At 28.1% G+C, this 16,707-nt stretch carries 18 protein-coding genes; 3 read left to right on the top strand and 15 right to left on the bottom strand.

Annotated elements, in window-relative coordinates:
- Nucleotides 1-90 precede the first annotated feature (90 nt).
- The 6 genes from pheS to HMPREF2782_RS04315 form a co-directional block, all read right to left on the bottom strand.
- On the bottom strand, nucleotides 91-1,113 hold the full coding sequence (gene pheS / locus HMPREF2782_RS04340) for a phenylalanine--tRNA ligase subunit alpha (protein WP_070641138.1): 1,023 nt from the start codon (nucleotides 1,111-1,113) through the stop codon (nucleotides 91-93).
- Nucleotides 1,114-1,330: 217 nt separating this feature from the next.
- Nucleotides 1,331-2,062: a TrmH family RNA methyltransferase gene (locus HMPREF2782_RS04335; protein ID WP_070641136.1), complete on the bottom strand. Its 732-nt coding sequence runs from the start codon at nucleotides 2,060-2,062 to the stop codon at nucleotides 1,331-1,333.
- Complete coding sequence (gene rplT / locus HMPREF2782_RS04330) at nucleotides 2,062-2,415, bottom strand: 50S ribosomal protein L20 (protein ID WP_004839183.1); 354 nt, start codon at nucleotides 2,413-2,415, stop codon at nucleotides 2,062-2,064. Before rplT ends, HMPREF2782_RS04335 begins: the two co-directional genes overlap by 1 nt.
- 12 nt (nucleotides 2,416-2,427) lie before the next feature.
- Nucleotides 2,428-2,628 (bottom strand): 50S ribosomal protein L35, encoded by a 201-nt coding sequence (gene rpmI / locus HMPREF2782_RS04325; protein ID WP_004839184.1) that lies wholly within the window; start codon nucleotides 2,626-2,628, stop codon nucleotides 2,428-2,430.
- A 9-nt stretch (nucleotides 2,629-2,637) separates the two neighbouring features.
- Nucleotides 2,638-3,192: a translation initiation factor IF-3 gene (gene infC, locus HMPREF2782_RS04320; RefSeq protein WP_004839185.1), complete on the bottom strand. Its 555-nt coding sequence runs from the start codon at nucleotides 3,190-3,192 to the stop codon at nucleotides 2,638-2,640.
- Nucleotides 3,193-3,401: 209 nt separating this feature from the next.
- Nucleotides 3,402-4,778: an NAD(P)/FAD-dependent oxidoreductase gene (locus HMPREF2782_RS04315; RefSeq protein ID WP_070641134.1), complete on the bottom strand. Its 1,377-nt coding sequence runs from the start codon at nucleotides 4,776-4,778 to the stop codon at nucleotides 3,402-3,404.
- Between the two features lie 151 nt (nucleotides 4,779-4,929).
- Between HMPREF2782_RS04315 and HMPREF2782_RS04310 the strand changes: the two genes are divergently transcribed.
- Both HMPREF2782_RS04310 and HMPREF2782_RS04305 read left to right on the top strand, forming a co-directional pair.
- Entirely contained in the window at nucleotides 4,930-5,571 is a 642-nt protein-coding gene (locus HMPREF2782_RS04310; protein ID WP_070641131.1) for an SdpI family protein, read from the top strand.
- A gap of 160 nt (nucleotides 5,572-5,731) precedes the next feature.
- A complete protein-coding gene (locus HMPREF2782_RS04305) occupies nucleotides 5,732-7,474 on the top strand; it encodes a phosphoenolpyruvate carboxykinase (protein ID WP_070641129.1) in 1,743 nt (580 codons plus the stop codon).
- Nucleotides 7,475-7,638: 164 nt separating this feature from the next.
- On the opposite strand, the gene HMPREF2782_RS04300 is transcribed toward HMPREF2782_RS04305, so the two are convergent.
- Nucleotides 7,639-8,067, bottom strand: a complete 429-nt coding sequence (locus HMPREF2782_RS04300; RefSeq protein WP_019118317.1) for a Dps family protein — start codon at nucleotides 8,065-8,067, stop codon at nucleotides 7,639-7,641.
- Between the two features lie 513 nt (nucleotides 8,068-8,580).
- Nucleotides 8,581-9,819 (bottom strand): aminotransferase class I/II-fold pyridoxal phosphate-dependent enzyme, encoded by a 1,239-nt coding sequence (locus tag HMPREF2782_RS04295; RefSeq protein ID WP_070641127.1) that lies wholly within the window; start codon nucleotides 9,817-9,819, stop codon nucleotides 8,581-8,583.
- Nucleotides 9,820-9,942: 123 nt separating this feature from the next.
- Between HMPREF2782_RS04295 and msrB the strand changes: the two genes are divergently transcribed.
- Nucleotides 9,943-10,380, top strand: a complete 438-nt coding sequence (gene msrB, locus HMPREF2782_RS04290; RefSeq protein WP_004839190.1) for a peptide-methionine (R)-S-oxide reductase MsrB — start codon at nucleotides 9,943-9,945, stop codon at nucleotides 10,378-10,380.
- Nucleotides 10,381-10,477: 97 nt separating this feature from the next.
- On the opposite strand, the gene HMPREF2782_RS04285 is transcribed toward msrB, so the two are convergent.
- From HMPREF2782_RS04285 to HMPREF2782_RS04255, 7 genes are read right to left on the bottom strand one after another with little or no spacing between them, the layout of a single operon-like run.
- Complete coding sequence (locus tag HMPREF2782_RS04285) at nucleotides 10,478-11,590, bottom strand: uroporphyrinogen decarboxylase family protein (RefSeq protein ID WP_261668623.1); 1,113 nt, start codon at nucleotides 11,588-11,590, stop codon at nucleotides 10,478-10,480.
- A gap of 11 nt (nucleotides 11,591-11,601) precedes the next feature.
- Nucleotides 11,602-12,717, bottom strand: coding sequence for a uroporphyrinogen decarboxylase family protein (locus HMPREF2782_RS04280; RefSeq protein ID WP_070641124.1), 1,116 nt, complete (start codon nucleotides 12,715-12,717; stop codon nucleotides 11,602-11,604).
- A 9-nt stretch (nucleotides 12,718-12,726) separates the two neighbouring features.
- Nucleotides 12,727-13,239 (bottom strand): hypothetical protein, encoded by a 513-nt coding sequence (locus tag HMPREF2782_RS04275; protein ID WP_070641122.1) that lies wholly within the window; start codon nucleotides 13,237-13,239, stop codon nucleotides 12,727-12,729.
- Entirely contained in the window at nucleotides 13,240-13,665 is a 426-nt protein-coding gene (locus tag HMPREF2782_RS04270; RefSeq protein WP_070641120.1) for a DUF4430 domain-containing protein, read from the bottom strand. It abuts the gene before it with no gap.
- 10 nt (nucleotides 13,666-13,675) lie between these two features.
- Complete coding sequence (locus tag HMPREF2782_RS04265) at nucleotides 13,676-15,247, bottom strand: ASKHA domain-containing protein (protein ID WP_070641119.1); 1,572 nt, start codon at nucleotides 15,245-15,247, stop codon at nucleotides 13,676-13,678.
- Nucleotides 15,237-15,893 (bottom strand): corrinoid protein, encoded by a 657-nt coding sequence (locus tag HMPREF2782_RS04260; protein WP_070641117.1) that lies wholly within the window; start codon nucleotides 15,891-15,893, stop codon nucleotides 15,237-15,239. Before HMPREF2782_RS04260 ends, HMPREF2782_RS04265 begins: the two co-directional genes overlap by 11 nt.
- Nucleotides 15,894-16,667, bottom strand: coding sequence for a uroporphyrinogen decarboxylase family protein (locus HMPREF2782_RS04255; RefSeq protein WP_070641115.1), 774 nt, complete (start codon nucleotides 16,665-16,667; stop codon nucleotides 15,894-15,896).
- Between the last annotated feature and the right edge of the window lie 40 nt (nucleotides 16,668-16,707).

Below are 16,707 nucleotides of genomic sequence, written 5' to 3'. Positions count from 1 at the left end.
TCTCTGATAATCTATCTGTAATTGTTTTTAAATCTTCGTCTAATTTTATATAATCATTTTGCCAAATTAAAGGTACTAACATAATCCCTCCTAGAATTGCTCAATAAATCTTTTATCATTATCAAATAGTAATCTAATATCATCTAGTCCGTACTTAACCATGGCAATTCTATCAACTCCAAGACCAAAGGCAAAACCAGTATATTTTTCACTATCTATTCCACAATTTTCTAATACATTTGGATGAACCATTCCTCCACCCAAAAGTTCCATTGACCAACCTGTATTTGAACAAGCAGGACATCCCTTGCCACCACAAATCGGACAAGTTACATCAACTTCTAAAGATGGTTCTGTAAATGGAAAATGATGAGGACGATAACGCATTTTCATTTCATCGCCAAACATTTCTTTTATAAAAGTTTCAAGAGTTGCTTTTAAATTTGCAAGTGATACATTCTCATCAACAACTAAACATTCCAATTGATGAAACATTGGAGAGTGAGTTGCATCTACTTCATCATTTCTAAAAACTCTTCCAGCTGAAACCATTTTTATTGGAAGTTTCCCTTCATTCATCACACGAATTTGCATACTTGATGTGTGAGGACGAAGAAGAGTATTTTCATTTATATAAAAAGTATCAGAAAGTGATCTTGATGGGTGATTTTTTGGAGAATTTAAATCATCAAAAACATTTTTCACCGTATCAATTTCTGGTCCTTCAACAACGTCAAAGCCCATATTTTGAAAAATTTCTTCAAGCTCTGCCATTGTTTGATTTATAACTGAAAAATGTCCGCTAGAATAAAGGTCAAAATTTGCAGTTACATCGATTTTTTCTTCTTTTATTTTTTTATAAAGAAGAATTTTTTTAATTTCTTCTTTTCTTTTTTCTAATTTTTCTTCAACTTCTTTTGATATTTCATTTATTAACTTACCAGCCATAGGTTTTTCTTCGTTAGGTAATTTTGAAATATTTTTCTTTAGTGAAGTTATTTCTCCTTTTTTTCCTAAATATTTAACTCTTAATTCTTCCAGATTTTTTAATCCATCTGTACTTTCAATAGCCTTTTTTGCATCTTTGACTAAGGCTTGTAATTGTTCTTTCATTTTTTCTCCTTTAATTTTTGGTACAAAAAAACTGCCCTGTAAAAGGACAGACTTATCTGCGGTACCACCTAATTTGATTGTAATAATCCACTCAATAATTATAACGCATTACCGTCTCAACTACTTAATTCGTATCAAAGCTAGGCGGGGAATTACTATACCGTTACAAGGTGGCCTCTCATCATCTACCACTTGCTTTGCTTGGATAGTATAGCTTTTATCCGCTTTGGCTAAAATTATTCATCAATATTGATGCAGCAATTGCCGCATTTAATGATTCGATTTTTCCATCCATTTTTATGGACACAAAATCATTTGATAAACCTTTTAAAGATTTACTAATTCCATTAGCCTCGTTTCCTATTGCTAATATTATTTTAGCACAAGATTTGTAATAATCTACTGATTTTCCATTCATATCTGCCAAAATCAGTTTGTAATTTTTATCTAACAATTTTTTTAAATCATTTATTTCAAATTCGATAAAATTTAACCTAAATAGAGAACCCATACTTGCTCTAATTGTTTTTTCATTGTATATATCTACACAAGAATTTAATAAAATTATATCCTTAAAAGAAAATGCCTCAGCACTTCTTATAATCGTGCCAAGATTTCCTGGATCTTGTATATGGTCTAAAAGTAAAATTTTATCAGAAGAAATTTCTTTTTGATTTTTTATTTTCAAACAAGCTGAAACACCTTCAGGATTTTCCAGTAAAGATAGCTTATCAAATAATTTATTTGAAAAAACTATCTTTTTAAAATTAGTTTCATAATCTTTCATATCTTCATTTACAAAAACAAACTCGCATTCAAAGTCTTTTGGAATTTGTTCTACAATTTTTATTGATTCGATTATGAAAGAATTAAACTTTTTCCTGTATTTCTTCTTTTTTAATTTATTTAAATACTTATATTTTTCGTTAGATTCTGATTTTATTATCATTAAGCTGCTTGGTTAGCTAATTCTACTAATTTTGTAAATTCTTCTGGATTTGATACAGCAATTTCTGCAAGCATTTTTCTATTAATATCTATATTTGCTTTTTTAAGATTTCCCATTAATTTAGAATAGCTTGTTCCATTTGCTCTTGCTGCTGCATTTATTCTTGCAATCCATAATTTTCTAAAATCTCTTTTTCTTCTTTTTCTTCCAATGAATGCATATTGTAAAGATTTCATTACTGCTTGGTTTGCAGTTTTGAAAAGTAATGATTTTGAACCGTAGTAACCTTTAGCTTGTTTAAGAACTTTTTTATGTCTTTTTTTAGCGTTTAATGCTCTTTTTACTCTTGCCATTGTTTCCTCCTATTAGATATTTAATAATCTTTTGATATTTTTTGTATCGCCTTTAGATGCCATTGTAGATTTTCTTAATCTTCTTTTTCTTGCTGGTGTTTTTTTAGCTGTAAGGTGTCCCTTGTAAGCTTTGTGTCTTTTTATTTTTCCACTGCCTGTAACTTTAAATCTTTTTGCAGCTGCTCTTTTTGTTTTGATTTTATTCTTAGCCATATTTGCCTCCTATTTTTCTTCTGTCTTTGGTGAAATGAATAGTACAAGTGATCTTCCTTCCATTGCTGGTTTCTTATCAACTTGTGCACAATCTCCAACAAATTCCATAAATTTATCTAATACATCATAGCCTAAGTTTTTATGACCCAATTCTCTACCTTTAAATCTTAATGAGACTTTTACCTTGTCTCCGTTATTAAGAAATTTCTTTGTTTGATTAGCCTTGGTTGCTAGGTCATGATCTTCGATATTTAAGCTAAATCTTGTTTCTTTTGTTTGAGTTGTTTTTTGTTTTTTCTTATTTTCTTTAGCTTTTTTCTCTTGGTCGTATTTAAACTTCCCATAATCCATAATTCTTGCAACTGGTGGCTTAGCATTTGGTGACATTAATACTAGATCCAATTGTTTATCATAAGCAATATCCAAAGCTTCATCTTTTGATACAACTCCAATTTGTGATCCGTCTTCGTCTATAAGTCTAAGCTTATTGTCTCTAATTTCGTCATTAATTTTTAAATCTTTTATAATGTTACCTCCAAAATATTCAAATAAAAAAATGGGCACTCAAAGTACCCATATAAAATACAAAATATAATTAGAAAATTATTCTAACAAGAGATTGTAACCTGAAAACAAATTGTCGGCAGGTGAGTTGTGGGTACTTCTTTAACTCTCTTTTGTTATGATACAAGAATTTATATTTTTTGTCAAATATTTTTATTTGAAAATTTAATTTTAAAAATCAAAAATTTTTAAATGAAAATTTAAAATTATTAAGCTCTTTCATTTAAAATTCTTGCCATTTCAACTCCTGATGCTGAAGCCTGTGATAGGGAATGTGTTACTCCTGATCCATCGCCTAGACAAAATAGATTTTTTTGGCTTGTTTCAAATTCTTCATTAACTTCTACAACTGAATTATAAAATTTAACTTCTATTCCATATAAAAGTGTATCGTCGTTTGCCATTCCCGGAGCAATTTTATCAAGAGCATAAATCATTTCTATTATGTCATCTAATTGTCTTTTTGGCATAACTAATGACAAATCTCCAGCCGTTGCATTTAAGGTTGGTCTTAGGAAAGATTTTTTCATTCTTCTTTCTGATGATCTTCTTCCCTTTACAAGATCTCCAAATCTTTGCATCAATACTCCGCCACCTAGCATATTTGAAACTCTTGCTATTGATTCGCCATATTCATTTGAATCTTTAAATGGCTCTGTAAATTTATTTGTAACTAAAAGAGCAAAATTTGTATTTTCTGTTCTAAGTTCTGGGTTTGCATAAGAGTGACCGTTCACAGTCATAATTCCATTTGTATTTTCTGTTACAACTTCTCCATAAGGATTCATACAAAATGTTCTTATAAGATCGTTATATTGTTTTGTTTGGTAAACAATTTTTGCTTCATAAACTTTATCTGTTATGTGTTTGAAAACTTCTGCTGGAACTTCTACACGAACTCCAATATCTACCCTATTTTTTTTCATTTCTACATCAAATTCTTGGCAAGTATCTGAAATCCATTTTGAACCAGATCTTCCCGCAGCAAGAACTAAATATTTACATTTTATTGTTTCATTTTTGTCAGTTTTTACAAAATAATATCCATCTTCAAAATCTACACTTATAACTTTTGTCATAAATTCAAAATCTACAGTATCTTTTACATAATCGTATATTTTTTGTAAAATTTCTCTGTTTCTTTCTGTACCAAAATGACGAACTTTTGCTGTTAATAAATGCAAATCATTTTTTAGACATTCACTTTTTAATCCTGTATTTTCTGTTGAATAAAGTGTAGCATCTCCCTTATCAAAATCCATAAGAACAGAATCTACATATTCCATTAATTTAAGCGCCTTATCTTCTCCAATATAATTATGTAAATCTCCACCAAAATTAGTTGTTATATTATATTTTCCATCTGATAAAGTTCCTGCTCCTCCAAATCCATACATTATATTACAAGGATTGCATCCTATACAAGAATTAACTTTTCCTTCTGATATAGGACATTTTCTAGCTTTTACTTTTCTTCCTGCATCTATTACACAAACTTTTTTTTCTGAATTTAATTTAGTAAATTCGTAGGCCATAAAAGATCCGCTAGCACCGCTGCCTACTACAACAACATCATATTCTTTCATAATATTCCTTTCTTGTTTCGCATACATAGTTATTATAGCATTTAAAAATAAAAAACAAAATGATTTTATTTTTAAATTTTTAAACTTATATACTTTTACAAGCAAATTTAATATAATGATATTAATTAAAGCAGAAAGGTAGGTGGATTTTTTGAAAGAAAATAAAAAAAATTTAATTTTTGCAACGATTATTTTTATTTTATCTATAATAATAGCAATTATTTTTTATGATAGGCTTCCGGTAAGAATTCCAATTCATTATGATTTGTATGCAGATTCTAATTTTTATACAAATAAAACTAATGCTTTGTTGTTTGTAATTACTTTTATGATTTTGCTTTATATAGCATTTTTTCTTATCATTAGCCTTGATCCAAAATCTGACAAACACGATAAAAATTATAAGCACATTTTTTTATTATTTATACCAATTTTAAATTTTCTTATCGTAAGTTTGACTGTTTGGAAAACTTTTAATGATAATATTGATGTTGGCAGAATTTTACTTGGACTTTTTTCTTTGCTTGTAGCAATTAGCGGAATTTTTATGCCAAAAATAAAAAGAAATTATACAATGGGATTTAGGACATCTTGGGCTATGGAAGATGATTTAGTGTGGAAAAAAACTCAAAAGTTTGCAGGGATTTTATTTTTCTTTAGCGGAATTATTTCACTTACATCCTTATCATTTTCTTTAAATATTTGCTTTTATATTTTTATAGCTAGTCTAGTAATTTCAACTTTATTTTCCTTTATTTATTCTTATTATATTTATAGGAAAATAAAAAAATAAATTTGTAATTTTAAAATGAGATTTTTTGTAAAAACTTATTAAATGATTTTGATGAATGTTCTTACAAAGAATCTTTTTTTCTTGTTTTAGATAGGGATTTGATATATAATTAATAAAAATTATTAATAAAAATAGAAAAGAGTAAAGAAAGAGAGATAAAATGAGCAAAGAATTTTCGATTACAGGCAACAAAGCCATATTAAATTTATCCGAACAATTTTTTAATGATGTAAATGAACTTTTAAATAGTGAATCCTTTCTTGATTTGACAAAATGTTTTATAAATTATCACAAAAAGGATTCGACAAGAGTATATGCTTATATTGAACAGTTTTTTATAAATTCATCTGTCGATTCTCTTGCAAGAGAGCTAACTGATATTTTAAAACTTTTAACAGTAATGAATATTGATGAAGTTTCATCAAAAATTAATAAATATCACAATTTAAATAAGGAAAAAGATGGCTTACTAAAAATAGTTGAGGAATTTTATAATTATTGGAGAAATCTTGAAAGATATTCAATAATAAAACAAAATGAAAATTCAAGAGGAGTTGGAGTTGTAAATTTTGTTGAAATAAATGAAAAATTAAAAAATATGATTCTTCAAGCCTACAGGCGAATTGAAATGTCAATTCTTGGAGAATGGCCAAAGGTTTATAGGCAAGTCCCAGCTGCTGCCGATGCGTCTATTATGATTAGGCAATTTAATAAAAATTATCCAGAAATTTATAAAGATTTAAATAAAATTCCATTTATAACTCAAGTTATGATTGAAACTCCTTATATAACTTATACAAAATCAAACAAGAGAGATGGGGTTTTTGAAGAAGTTTATGAAAATCCAATTTTAAATACAAATATAAATTATCCACACTTTTTCTGTTATCCAGCAAAAGTTGGCGATAATTTAATTTTTATATATTTTCATAGAGATTTATTAACACATGGGGTTTCTGCATCAAACCTTTTCGAATTAGCTGACGTTAAAGAAATCGAAGAAAAAACGCCAGATGCAATTTATATTTATGGACCAAAAGATCAAGGCGAAAGAAAAAATTCTTTTTACTATGATAAGGAAAATAAATTATATGTAGGCTACATTGCTTACTCTGATAAAATTGATTATTTTGGTTATTTGAAAAAAATGGTCCTTACATTAAATAACGTAATAAATATTAAAAAAGAATATTTGCCAATTCATGGTGCAGGACTTTCTGTAGTTTTGCAAAATAATAAAACTGTAAATATTGTAATTCTTGGAGATAGCGGAGCAGGAAAAAGCGAATCAATAGAAGCTTTCAGATCACTTGCCAAAGATTATATAAAAGAAATGACAATAGTATTTGATGATATGGGTTCATTTAGAATTCAAAATAATAAAGTTTATGCTTATGGAACAGAAATTGGAGCCTTTGTAAGACTTGATGACCTTGATGCAGGTTACGCATTTAAACAAATCGACAGGTCAATTTTTATGAATCCCGACAAAGTAAATTCAAGATTAATAATGCCAGTTGCATCTTTTGATGAAATAAATTTAGGATATGAAGTTGATTTTTTCCTATACGCTGACAATTATTCAGCAGTTCTTGATGGTTGTGATTCAATAGAAATTTTTGATAAAAAAGAAGAAGCCCTAAGAGTTTTCAAAAGAGGTGCAAGACTTGCCAAAGGAACAACAACCGAAACAGGACTTGTTCAAACATATTTTGCAAATCCATTTGGTCCAGTTCAAAAAAGAGAAGAATGTGACAAATTACTAGATAAATATTTTGATAACTTATTTGAAAATAAAGTAAAAGTAGGAACAATAAAAACCCAACTAGGACTTGACAACATGCAATTTGAAGGTCCAAGATCAGCAGCCATTGAGCTTTTTGAATTAATTAAAAATATGTAAAAAAAATAGACCGAAATATAGGTCTTAATCAGAAGGCTTTTATATCAAATCAAAATAAATAGTCTGTAGATAAAGTTATTAAATAAATCTTTTTAAGATTATTTTGTAACTTTATCTACAGACTTTTTGATTTAATATATTTTTAAAATAGTTTCAACAAAGTTTTATTTCAAGCTTGATTCAATAAACCAGATTTGTTTATTATAATCTTCAATATGGGACTCCATAACATTTGCTATAGAAAAATCATCTTTATTATTAGCTTCTTTTCTAATTTCCAAAGCAAGGTCTTTTTGAAGTTTTATATCTGAAAGAACAATTTCTAAAGCATCTTTCACACAAATTTCTTTAGATTCTTCTATTTCTTTTATTGTAGTAATCTCTAAATATTCTTTTAAATTAGCTACAGGAAATTCTCCAGACATTTTGATTAATTCTGCAACTTCATCAAGTCTTTCACTTGCTTTATCATATTCAGCTTCTAAATATTCATGAATAGCTACAAATTGCTTTCCTACAACGTTCCAATGTAAATTATGAAATTTAATATTTTCAACCGCAAGATTAGCGATATATAAGTTTAATTTTTTCATCTTTTTTATTCTCCTTTTTAATTTAATTATTAATTTTAAATTGATTCTAATTATCTATATTTTTACTATTATCCAAAAAAAATTTTTTTCAAGTTTTTTTCAAGTTTTTTTTCAAGTTTTTTAATAAAAAATTAATTTTATAGTTTAATTGTAATAATTTAAAAGTTATATAAAAAATAAAAATATAAAATTATAAATCATAAATATTTTCTGAAATCACAAAGATATTAGCTCAAGACAATTTAAGATTTTTAAGAATTTAGACAGAAGCAATTTGGTTGTATCAAAATAAAACCATCCTACACCATATTCTCAACTAGCCAAATACGCCTTGATTTGACACATTTATCCCTAAAACAAAGTGTGAAAGCAATAAGAAGTTTTCAAAACAAACGCATTTCAGTTTGAGTGAAATAAACATATAGAGAGTTCTTGATACTTCTCAGCTTACTATGCTCACTCAAAATAGCAAAATATTTATTTTTTGTAAAACTGTAATATTGAATATATTTTCTAATTTATATTATCCATCACTTCTTTTATAATCTTTGGAGAAATTTTGCATTTTTCTTTGCTTACTGCACATACTGCAAATCTTAATCCTTCTTTATTTGCAACTATATACATATCTCTTTCTTTTAATTTTTCTGCGATTTTTTTAGAATTTTTGCAAGGAATTGATATGAAAAATCCTCCAAAATATGGAAGTGTAACAAGTCCTACTTTTTTTGAATTTTCTGTGAAGGCTTTAGCTCTTTTTTCAAGCATTATTCTGTAAAATTCTAATTCTTTTTCGTAAGATTTTTTCTTTTTTTCATCTTTTTCTAAATCTACCAATATATTCATTCCTGCATGAGTTATATTTGACCAAATCGCCCTGTTTGAGTGTTTCATTGAATCAAAAACTTGATTTGCAATTTCTTCATTTGATGAAACAATTATACAAGCTCCTGACCTTAGTCCATAAGCTGTGTAGGATTTACTCATTGAATAGGCAACTGTTGTGATAATATTTTCTGGCAATTCTCCAAATTTTTGAAAAAATTTCTTTTGCCTTCCATCTCCTGCAAATTCAATGTAGGCTACATCTAATAAAATCGCAATATATTTCCCATCATCTGCTCTATCTTTTATAATTTCTAAAATTTTATCCCACATAGAATCTTCAATTGAAAATCCTGTTGGATTATTTGCAGGCGAATTAAAAACGCACACTACCCTATCTTTTTTTTCTAAAGAAAAATCCAAGGCTTTTGTAAATTCTTTTAAATTAAATTCAAAATTTTCATCCAAAAATTCATAAGTCAAAAATTCTCTATTGTATTCTTCGCACATTGTGGCGTAAGCTGGCCAATACCAATTTGGACAAATTACATAATCGCCCACACCTGATAGAGTCCAAATCGTATGTCTTACTGCTCCACTTCCCCCAGCTGTTGCAACTGATTTTATAAATCCATTTGGTTTATAAGCTCCAAAACATTTTTCAATTACTAGATCCAAAAATTCTTTGTCGCCTTCTATTGCTCCATAGCTTGCTATATCTTTTTTGTCCATATTTTTTAAAGTATCATAAACGCTATCAAAGGCAATAATATTTCCATCATCATCAATTAAAGTTCCCAAAGTGGAATTTATAATTTTATCTTTTCCTTTTTTTGCTATTGCTTTTTTACACTCTCCGCTAATTTTAAAAATTGCATCTTCAAGTCTAGGCCATTTCGCATGGTCTGCTATAATATTTTTCCCCATAATTTATCTCCATTTTTCATTATTATTGAAAATATTGTATCACTAATTAATTCATTTTAAAAGTAAATAAAAATTATTGCCTTAATTATTATAAATTAGTAAAATATTTGTAAGGGGGATATTATGGATGAGAAAATAAAAAAAGATAAACTAAATAAGATTTCTAAATTATCTTATGAGGTTACTCAAAAATCTTACACAGAAAAACCTTTTTCTAGTATCTACAACGATTTTTATAAGGATGGAATTTATGTAGATATAATTAGCGGAGAGGTTTTATTTTCATCTTTAGATAAGTTTGATTCAGGTTGTGGCTGGCCTTCTTTTACAAAGCCACTAGAAAATAATATAAAAGAAAATGAGGACTTATCTCATGGAATGATAAGAACAGAAGTAAAATCCAAAAATGCAAATTCACATCTGGGCCATGTTTTTCCTGACGGACCAAAAGAAAAAGGCGGACTAAGATATTGTATAAACGGCGCAAGCCTTAGATTTATTCCAAAAAAGAAATTAAAAGAAGAAGGATACGAAAAATATCTGGATTTATTTGAAAATTAAAAATAAATTTTCAAATAAAAATTTTTTATATTTTTAATAGACAAAAAATGAGCCTTAAATTTTTGTTAGAAATTTTTGGCTCACTTTTATAATTTTTTTATTCGTTTATAGCTTCTGGCATTTCTCCTAATTTTGCATTTTTGCCGTATTTATTTATGGCGTAAATAAAGGCATCCAAATTTTCTATTGGGGTTTTTACAGGAGAACCGCATCCTGTTGCTGCTATATATCCACATTTTGCGTCAGCTGCTTTTTTTATGCAAGTTTTTACTGATTCTATTACATCATCAACCTTCCCATATCTCATTACTTCTACTGGAGGAATATTTCCTACAACAATTAATTTATCTTCAATTTCTTTTTTACATTCTTCTAAGTCTTCACAATTATCAACAGAGAAAAAATCTATATCCAAATCTTTAAAATATTTCCATTGTTTTTTTGTATGACCGCAAATATGTAAATTTGCTTTTATTCCATTTAATTCATAATAAGCACTCAATTGTTTTTTCAAATATGGCAAAGAAAATTCTTCAACTTGTTTTGGACTTAAAATATCATCGCAACCAACTGGATCTACAACCATGATACTTGTTGGACCAAATTCTTTTTTGAAAGCTTTCGCCCATTTCATATTTGCTTCAAAACAAAAATCTAATAATTCTTTTACTCCTTGGGGATTTTTTCTCAAATCTCTCAAAAGTTTTTCGATCGGTCTAATAGCGGCTGCTGTTGTTATTGGTCCAGGAATTTCTGTTTCGATTGCCATATTTGGAAATCTTTCTTTTTGGATTCTTGCTCTTTCTAATTTTGGAGCTAAAATTTTATTTGTAAAAGGATCTGGCAAATCAATTAAATTCATATCAAGCTTATCATCCATTACAAATTCTTCTATATAATCAATATCATCTTCTGGAAAAATTAATTTTGAACCGACAGCATGACCCATAGTCCTAAGACTTAATTCTTCTGTTAATCCCACAATTTTATAATTATCGTATTTATATTGGATAATGTCAGATAATTTGTCCACATCTTCCATATCACTAATTGTATAATTTAGATGATTTGCAATAATCCTATTTGTACTCATAATTGCAAATGGAATGTGATCAACTCTTTCTCCACTCAAATATTTAGATATTCTTTCTGAAGAAGTAATTTCTGGTTTATAATTTTTCATCTCATCTTTAAGTTCTTCTTTGTTCATAAATCCTCCCATTAATCTTCCCACACAGCTTGTGGAATTTCTCCGATTTTTGCATCTTTTCCATATTTTTGAACTGCATAGACAAAGGCATCCAAATTTTCCTTTGGACTATTTGCAGGTGTTGCACAACCAGTTGCACAAATAAAGCCCATTTTGTTGTCTGCACCTTTTTTTATACAAGATTTTACAGAATTTATTACATCATCCACGCTGCCATTTCTCATTACATCAACCGGCGGAACATTTCCCATCAAAGATAATTTATCTTGAATTACTTCCTTACATTCACTAAGGTCATGACAATTATCTACACTAAATGATCCAATTTGTAATTTTTTTAGATTTTCCCATTGCCTTTTTGTGTGACCGCAAATATGAAGATTTGCCTTTATATTATTTACCTTATAAATCCTATCAGTCAATTCTTTTAAATATGGAAAGGAAAATTCTTTTACTTGTTTTGGACTTAAAATATCATCACAAGAAACTGGATCTGCAATCATTACTCCCACATCTCCAAATTCTTTATTAAAAACTTCAATCCATTTTATATTTGCCTCCATTACAAAATCTAATAATTTTTTTACTCCTTTGGGATTTTTTCTCAAATCTCTCAAAAGTTTTTCAATCGGTCTTAAAGCTGAAAGAACAGTCATAGGTCCTGCTACAAAAGTAGAAATTTTATGGTCTGGGAATTTTTCTTTTAGCCTTCTTGCATTATCAATTTTTCTTTTTAAAAATTTATTCTTGTAGGGATCTGGCATTTCTAATAAGTCCATATCAATTTTATCTTCTAACAAATATTTTTCGACATGGTCTATATCATTTTCTGGAAAAATTCCATTTGAACCAAGGGCATAGCCCATTGCCCTAAGATTTAAACCTTCAGAAATTCCATATACCTTGTATTCTTGGCATCTTTTTTTAATAATTTCTATTAAATTTTCAATTTGGTCGGTTTCTTTCAATGTATATCCTAAATTCATTCCATAAGCCATATCAAGGCTCATTAGATTAAATGGCAAGTGGTCAACTCGCTCTCCTTTAAAATAGGCTTTTAATCTTTCATCTGAAGTCATTTCTGGTTTATAATGTGAAATTTCTTTTTGAAGTTTTATTTTATCCATCATCTCTCCTTAATTTTTAAAATGCTTTTCTCCCGTAATATATTTTTCAAGCCTAAAGATAAGAAAAATATATATTACAATATTTCCAACCATGTGGTTTATATCAAAAGGAATTGATCCAGCATAAAGTCCAAAAAAAGTAAAAATATTTCCACCCATAAATAAGACTTGCATTATAGTAATCAAAAATCCATAAATAAATCCAGAAATCCCTAGAGCAATTGCCTTATTTGTTTTTGTTTTTTTAATTTTTATTTTATTAAATATCATATAATTTGAAATTCCCAAAATCCCAAAATCCAAAACTTGAAATATAACCCAATAGCCAAAACCAAGAAAAAAACTTGTTATGATCATAGTAGTCGCATTTACAATCAAAGATTCGTCAAGTTTTCCATTTATTGCAAGAATTAAAATTATATCTGATAAGATTTGGACATTTGGAATTAATTTCAAATATATCCTTGTGATTACACAAATCGCACAAAGACTTGCAAGTCTTGTAAGTTTTTTTGTATCCATCTACATTTGTTCAAATCTAAATTCTATTTGGTCATTTTCTTTTGGAAGGTAATCGCCTATTCCAACTTCAGCCATTTCTCCATTTACATAATACATCCAGTATTGATTTTTTTCTTTGTCTTGTTTTATTCCTTCAAGTTCTGTCATCATTCCATCTTCAAATTTTGCCTTGTGATTTTCTTCAAGGTATTTTTTAAGACCGTCCTTATTAATTTTTCCGTCTTCTTTTAAAATTTCTTTGTCATTTACTGTATCTTTAATTAAAATACTTACACTTGTGACCTCTTTTTTTTCGTTAGACTCAATACTTACAATATTTGATGGGTTTGAATTATTAGAATTTTTTTCTTCATTTTTGTTCCCACATGAAGTAAGAGTTAAAGTTGTTAGGGTAAGAACGGTTAATAATTTTTTGTAATTTTTCATTTTTTTCTCCTTAAAATTGCATTGCTTTCGCAAATTTTCTTTCATAATTTTTACTTGTTGCAAGGTCAAGATAAGTTATATTTTTGGATAAGTCTTCCATTTCTTTAATAATATTTTCATTCATAAGGGCCATATAGGCTCCAATTAGGGAGGAATTACCAACATATCTTATCTTTTCTTCTACTTTTTTTGGCAAGATGCCAACGCCTGTCAAATCTTCTTTTTTTAGATGACTTCCAAAACCACCTGCTATTATTACAGAATTTAAATCTTCTATCTTCATATTTTCTTTTTCAAGAAGAATTAAAAATCCTGATAAAATTGCCCCTTTTGCAAGTTGAACCTGCCTAATATCTTTTTGACTAATATAAATATTTTCCTTTGAATCTAAAATTATAATTCTTTTTTTATTTTCATCTTCTCTTATAAAATTTTTCCTATAATCATCTTTTTCTAATTTTTCTGGATCTAAAATCCTTCCTCTTTTATTTACAAAATCTTTCTCAATGATTTGAGCTACTAAACTTAAAAGTCCACTCCCACAAATTCCTCTTGGCTTTTTATTATCTATTGTAGAAAAATTTATTTTTTCATTTTGAATTTTTAGCGAATCAATAGCCCCACTTTCTGCTCGCATGCCACAAGAAATATTCATACCCTCAAGGGCGGGGCCTGCCGCAGTTGACGTTGCGTAAAGTTTATCCTTTGTTTTTAAAACTATTTCTCCATTTGTTCCAATGTCGATAAAAAGTGTATTTTTTCTATTTTTTAAATCTGTCAAATAAAGTCTTGCAACAATATCACTTCCCACAAAAGCAGAAACATTTGGAAGGGTATAAATTTTCGCTGAAATATTGATTCCAAGATCTTTAGAATCTATTTTTAAAGAATGCAAAAATTTTGCCTTATAAGGAAATTTACCCAAAGATTTTGCATCTTCGCCTACTAGCATATGAAGCATGGTAGTATTTGCTCCAATTACAAGTTTTTTAATTTGGCTTCTTTCAATTTCGTTTTTATTTACAAGCTCATCAATTAAATTATTGATACTTTTTATGATTTCTTCTTGGAGTAAATTTTTACCATTTTCATTTTCATATTCAAAGCTAATTCTTGTCATGACGTCAAGCCCATATTTAACCTGAGAATTTATGGAAGAGATTTTATCTATTATTTTTCCATTTGATAAATCAACCAAGTACATAGCAAGACTTGTAGTCCCAATATCAAGACAAAGGCCATAGCCTTTATCAAATTTCATTTTAAAATCAGGAATTTCTCCATAATCTAAAATTTTAAAAGCTAAATTTTCACCTAGAGTTTTAATTTTAAGGTCAGTTTTAGGAAAACTTAGACAAGCAAGTCGAATCCCTGAATTTATCTCGTCATCGCTTAACAAGGATTTTTCTAAAGATGTGATTGGATTAAGACTTCCCTTTAAAATTTTAATTTTACATTTTCCACAAGTCCCCTTGCCGTTACAAAAATTATCGATTTTTATATTATTTGCAAGTAGACTTTCTAAGATATTTTCATCCTTTGAATCAATAATTTTATTCAAATTTTCAATTTCAATTTTCATGATTTTTAATTAAACTTTTTGCAACCTTTACTGCCTCATTTGCATTTTCACTGTAGGCATCAGCTCCAATATCTTTTGCAAAACTTTCAGAAACTGGACCTCCTCCAACCATCACAATAAATTGGTCGCGAATATTTCTTTCATTTAAAATATCAATTACTTTTTTCATATTTGCCATAGTCGTTGTCATAAGTGTTGACATCATAATAAATTGAGCCTTGTTTTTAATTGCCTCATCAACAAATTTTTCACAAGGAACATCCTTACCCAAATCAATCATTTTAAAACCGTTGACTTCAAGCATCAATTTCACAAGATTTTTCCCAATATCATGAGTATCGCCTTCAACAACTCCAATAACAGCTGTGGCAAGATTATTTTCTCCGTAGCTTTCAATTTTTTCTTTCAAAACATCAATGCCGTTATACATGGCATCTGAACAAATTAATAAATCGGAAATAAAATATTCTTCCTCTTCAAAAAGTCTTCCTACTTCATTCATTCCCTTAATTAGTCCATTAAAAATTGCATCTTCTGGATCATAACCTTCTTTTAAATATTCTCTACATAAATCTCCTATTTCCTCATCTTCCATTTCAACAACCATCTTTGCCATTTTTTCTAAATATTCTTCTTTACTTGCCACTTATTCCTCCTTCAAAATTATTTTATTTACACTTTTAAATTTTTTATCCGCCAAATTCAAACACCTATCTCCCAAAAAACATTTATTTTCATATAAAATATCTATATATTTTTTAGGACTTTCATATTCAATAGGAAAAAAGTTTGCCTTACCTAAATCGACAAGGATAAGGCTTGATTTTGGACAAAGATGAAAGGTAAAGGGATTTTCTTTTTGCAATAGTTTTATTTCTTTTAAAAATTTAAGCAAAAAATCATCCACATAATTTTCTACTTCCCTTGGTCCAAATAATTTCACATCTAAAATACTTTCAGCAAAACTAAAAATTCTAATTCCCATATCTAGCATCTTCTTAATATATTCAAGATAAATTTCAATAAATTCATCATAGAGAAAATTTAAATTTTCCCTATTTTTTCTCATAGCCCTCATAACCTTATCTATTCCCAAAAGATTATCCAAAATAGCAAGAGGACCTCTCATTTCTATTACAGTTTTTTTATCATCAATAATTTCTATGGCTTTAACCATCGCCTTGTATTCTTCTTTTTCATAATCCATTTCAAGTTTTACATCTTGAATTTTTTCAAAAATCGGATTTGCCTTGATTCCATTTTCAAATTCAACTCCCAAACAAAGAGAAATCATAGGAAGAAGGGGCAAAGAAATAAATTTTTCTCCACAAGCATAATCTGCCATTTTATTTGGATTTAATAAAATGTCATAGCTAATAGGTTTTTGTGGATTGTCGATACATTTATAAGATCTAATCATAAACTCCCTCTCCAAAAATCTTCGTAAATTATTAAAAACA

It is taken from the genome of Anaerococcus sp. HMSC068A02, assembly GCF_001811125.1.
Classification (GTDB): Bacteria; Bacillota; Clostridia; order Tissierellales; family Peptoniphilaceae; genus Anaerococcus; species Anaerococcus vaginalis_C.
Note: the sequence above shows the minus strand (reverse complement) of the source record. Positions and strands in the feature narration are given on the sequence as shown.

Bases quoted from the DNA above. Each gene is read 5' to 3' on its own strand.
- pheS (WP_070641138.1), bottom strand. From the start codon at position 1,113: ATGAAAGAACAATTACAAGCCTTAGTCAAAGATGCAAAAAAGGCTATT.
- HMPREF2782_RS04335 (WP_070641136.1), bottom strand. From the start codon at position 2,062: ATGATAATAAAATCAGAATCTAACGAAAAATATAAGTATTTAAATAAA.
- rplT (WP_004839183.1), bottom strand. From the start codon at position 2,415: ATGGCAAGAGTAAAAAGAGCATTAAACGCTAAAAAAAGACATAAAAAA.
- rpmI (WP_004839184.1), bottom strand. From the start codon at position 2,628: ATGGCTAAGAATAAAATCAAAACAAAAAGAGCAGCTGCAAAAAGATTT.
- HMPREF2782_RS04315 (WP_070641134.1), bottom strand. From the start codon at position 4,778: ATGAAAGAATATGATGTTGTTGTAGTAGGCAGCGGTGCTAGCGGATCT.
- HMPREF2782_RS04305 (WP_070641129.1), top strand. From the start codon at position 5,732: ATGAGCAAAGAATTTTCGATTACAGGCAACAAAGCCATATTAAATTTA.
- HMPREF2782_RS04300 (WP_019118317.1), bottom strand. From the start codon at position 8,067: ATGAAAAAATTAAACTTATATATCGCTAATCTTGCGGTTGAAAATATT.
- HMPREF2782_RS04295 (WP_070641127.1), bottom strand. From the start codon at position 9,819: ATGGGGAAAAATATTATAGCAGACCATGCGAAATGGCCTAGACTTGAA.
- msrB (WP_004839190.1), top strand. From the start codon at position 9,943: ATGGATGAGAAAATAAAAAAAGATAAACTAAATAAGATTTCTAAATTA.
- HMPREF2782_RS04285 (WP_261668623.1), bottom strand. From the start codon at position 11,590: ATGAACAAAGAAGAACTTAAAGATGAGATGAAAAATTATAAACCAGAA.
- HMPREF2782_RS04280 (WP_070641124.1), bottom strand. From the start codon at position 12,717: ATGGATAAAATAAAACTTCAAAAAGAAATTTCACATTATAAACCAGAA.
- HMPREF2782_RS04275 (WP_070641122.1), bottom strand. From the start codon at position 13,239: ATGGATACAAAAAAACTTACAAGACTTGCAAGTCTTTGTGCGATTTGT.
- HMPREF2782_RS04270 (WP_070641120.1), bottom strand. From the start codon at position 13,665: ATGAAAAATTACAAAAAATTATTAACCGTTCTTACCCTAACAACTTTA.
- HMPREF2782_RS04265 (WP_070641119.1), bottom strand. From the start codon at position 15,247: ATGAAAATTGAAATTGAAAATTTGAATAAAATTATTGATTCAAAGGAT.
- HMPREF2782_RS04255 (WP_070641115.1), bottom strand. From the start codon at position 16,667: ATGATTAGATCTTATAAATGTATCGACAATCCACAAAAACCTATTAGC.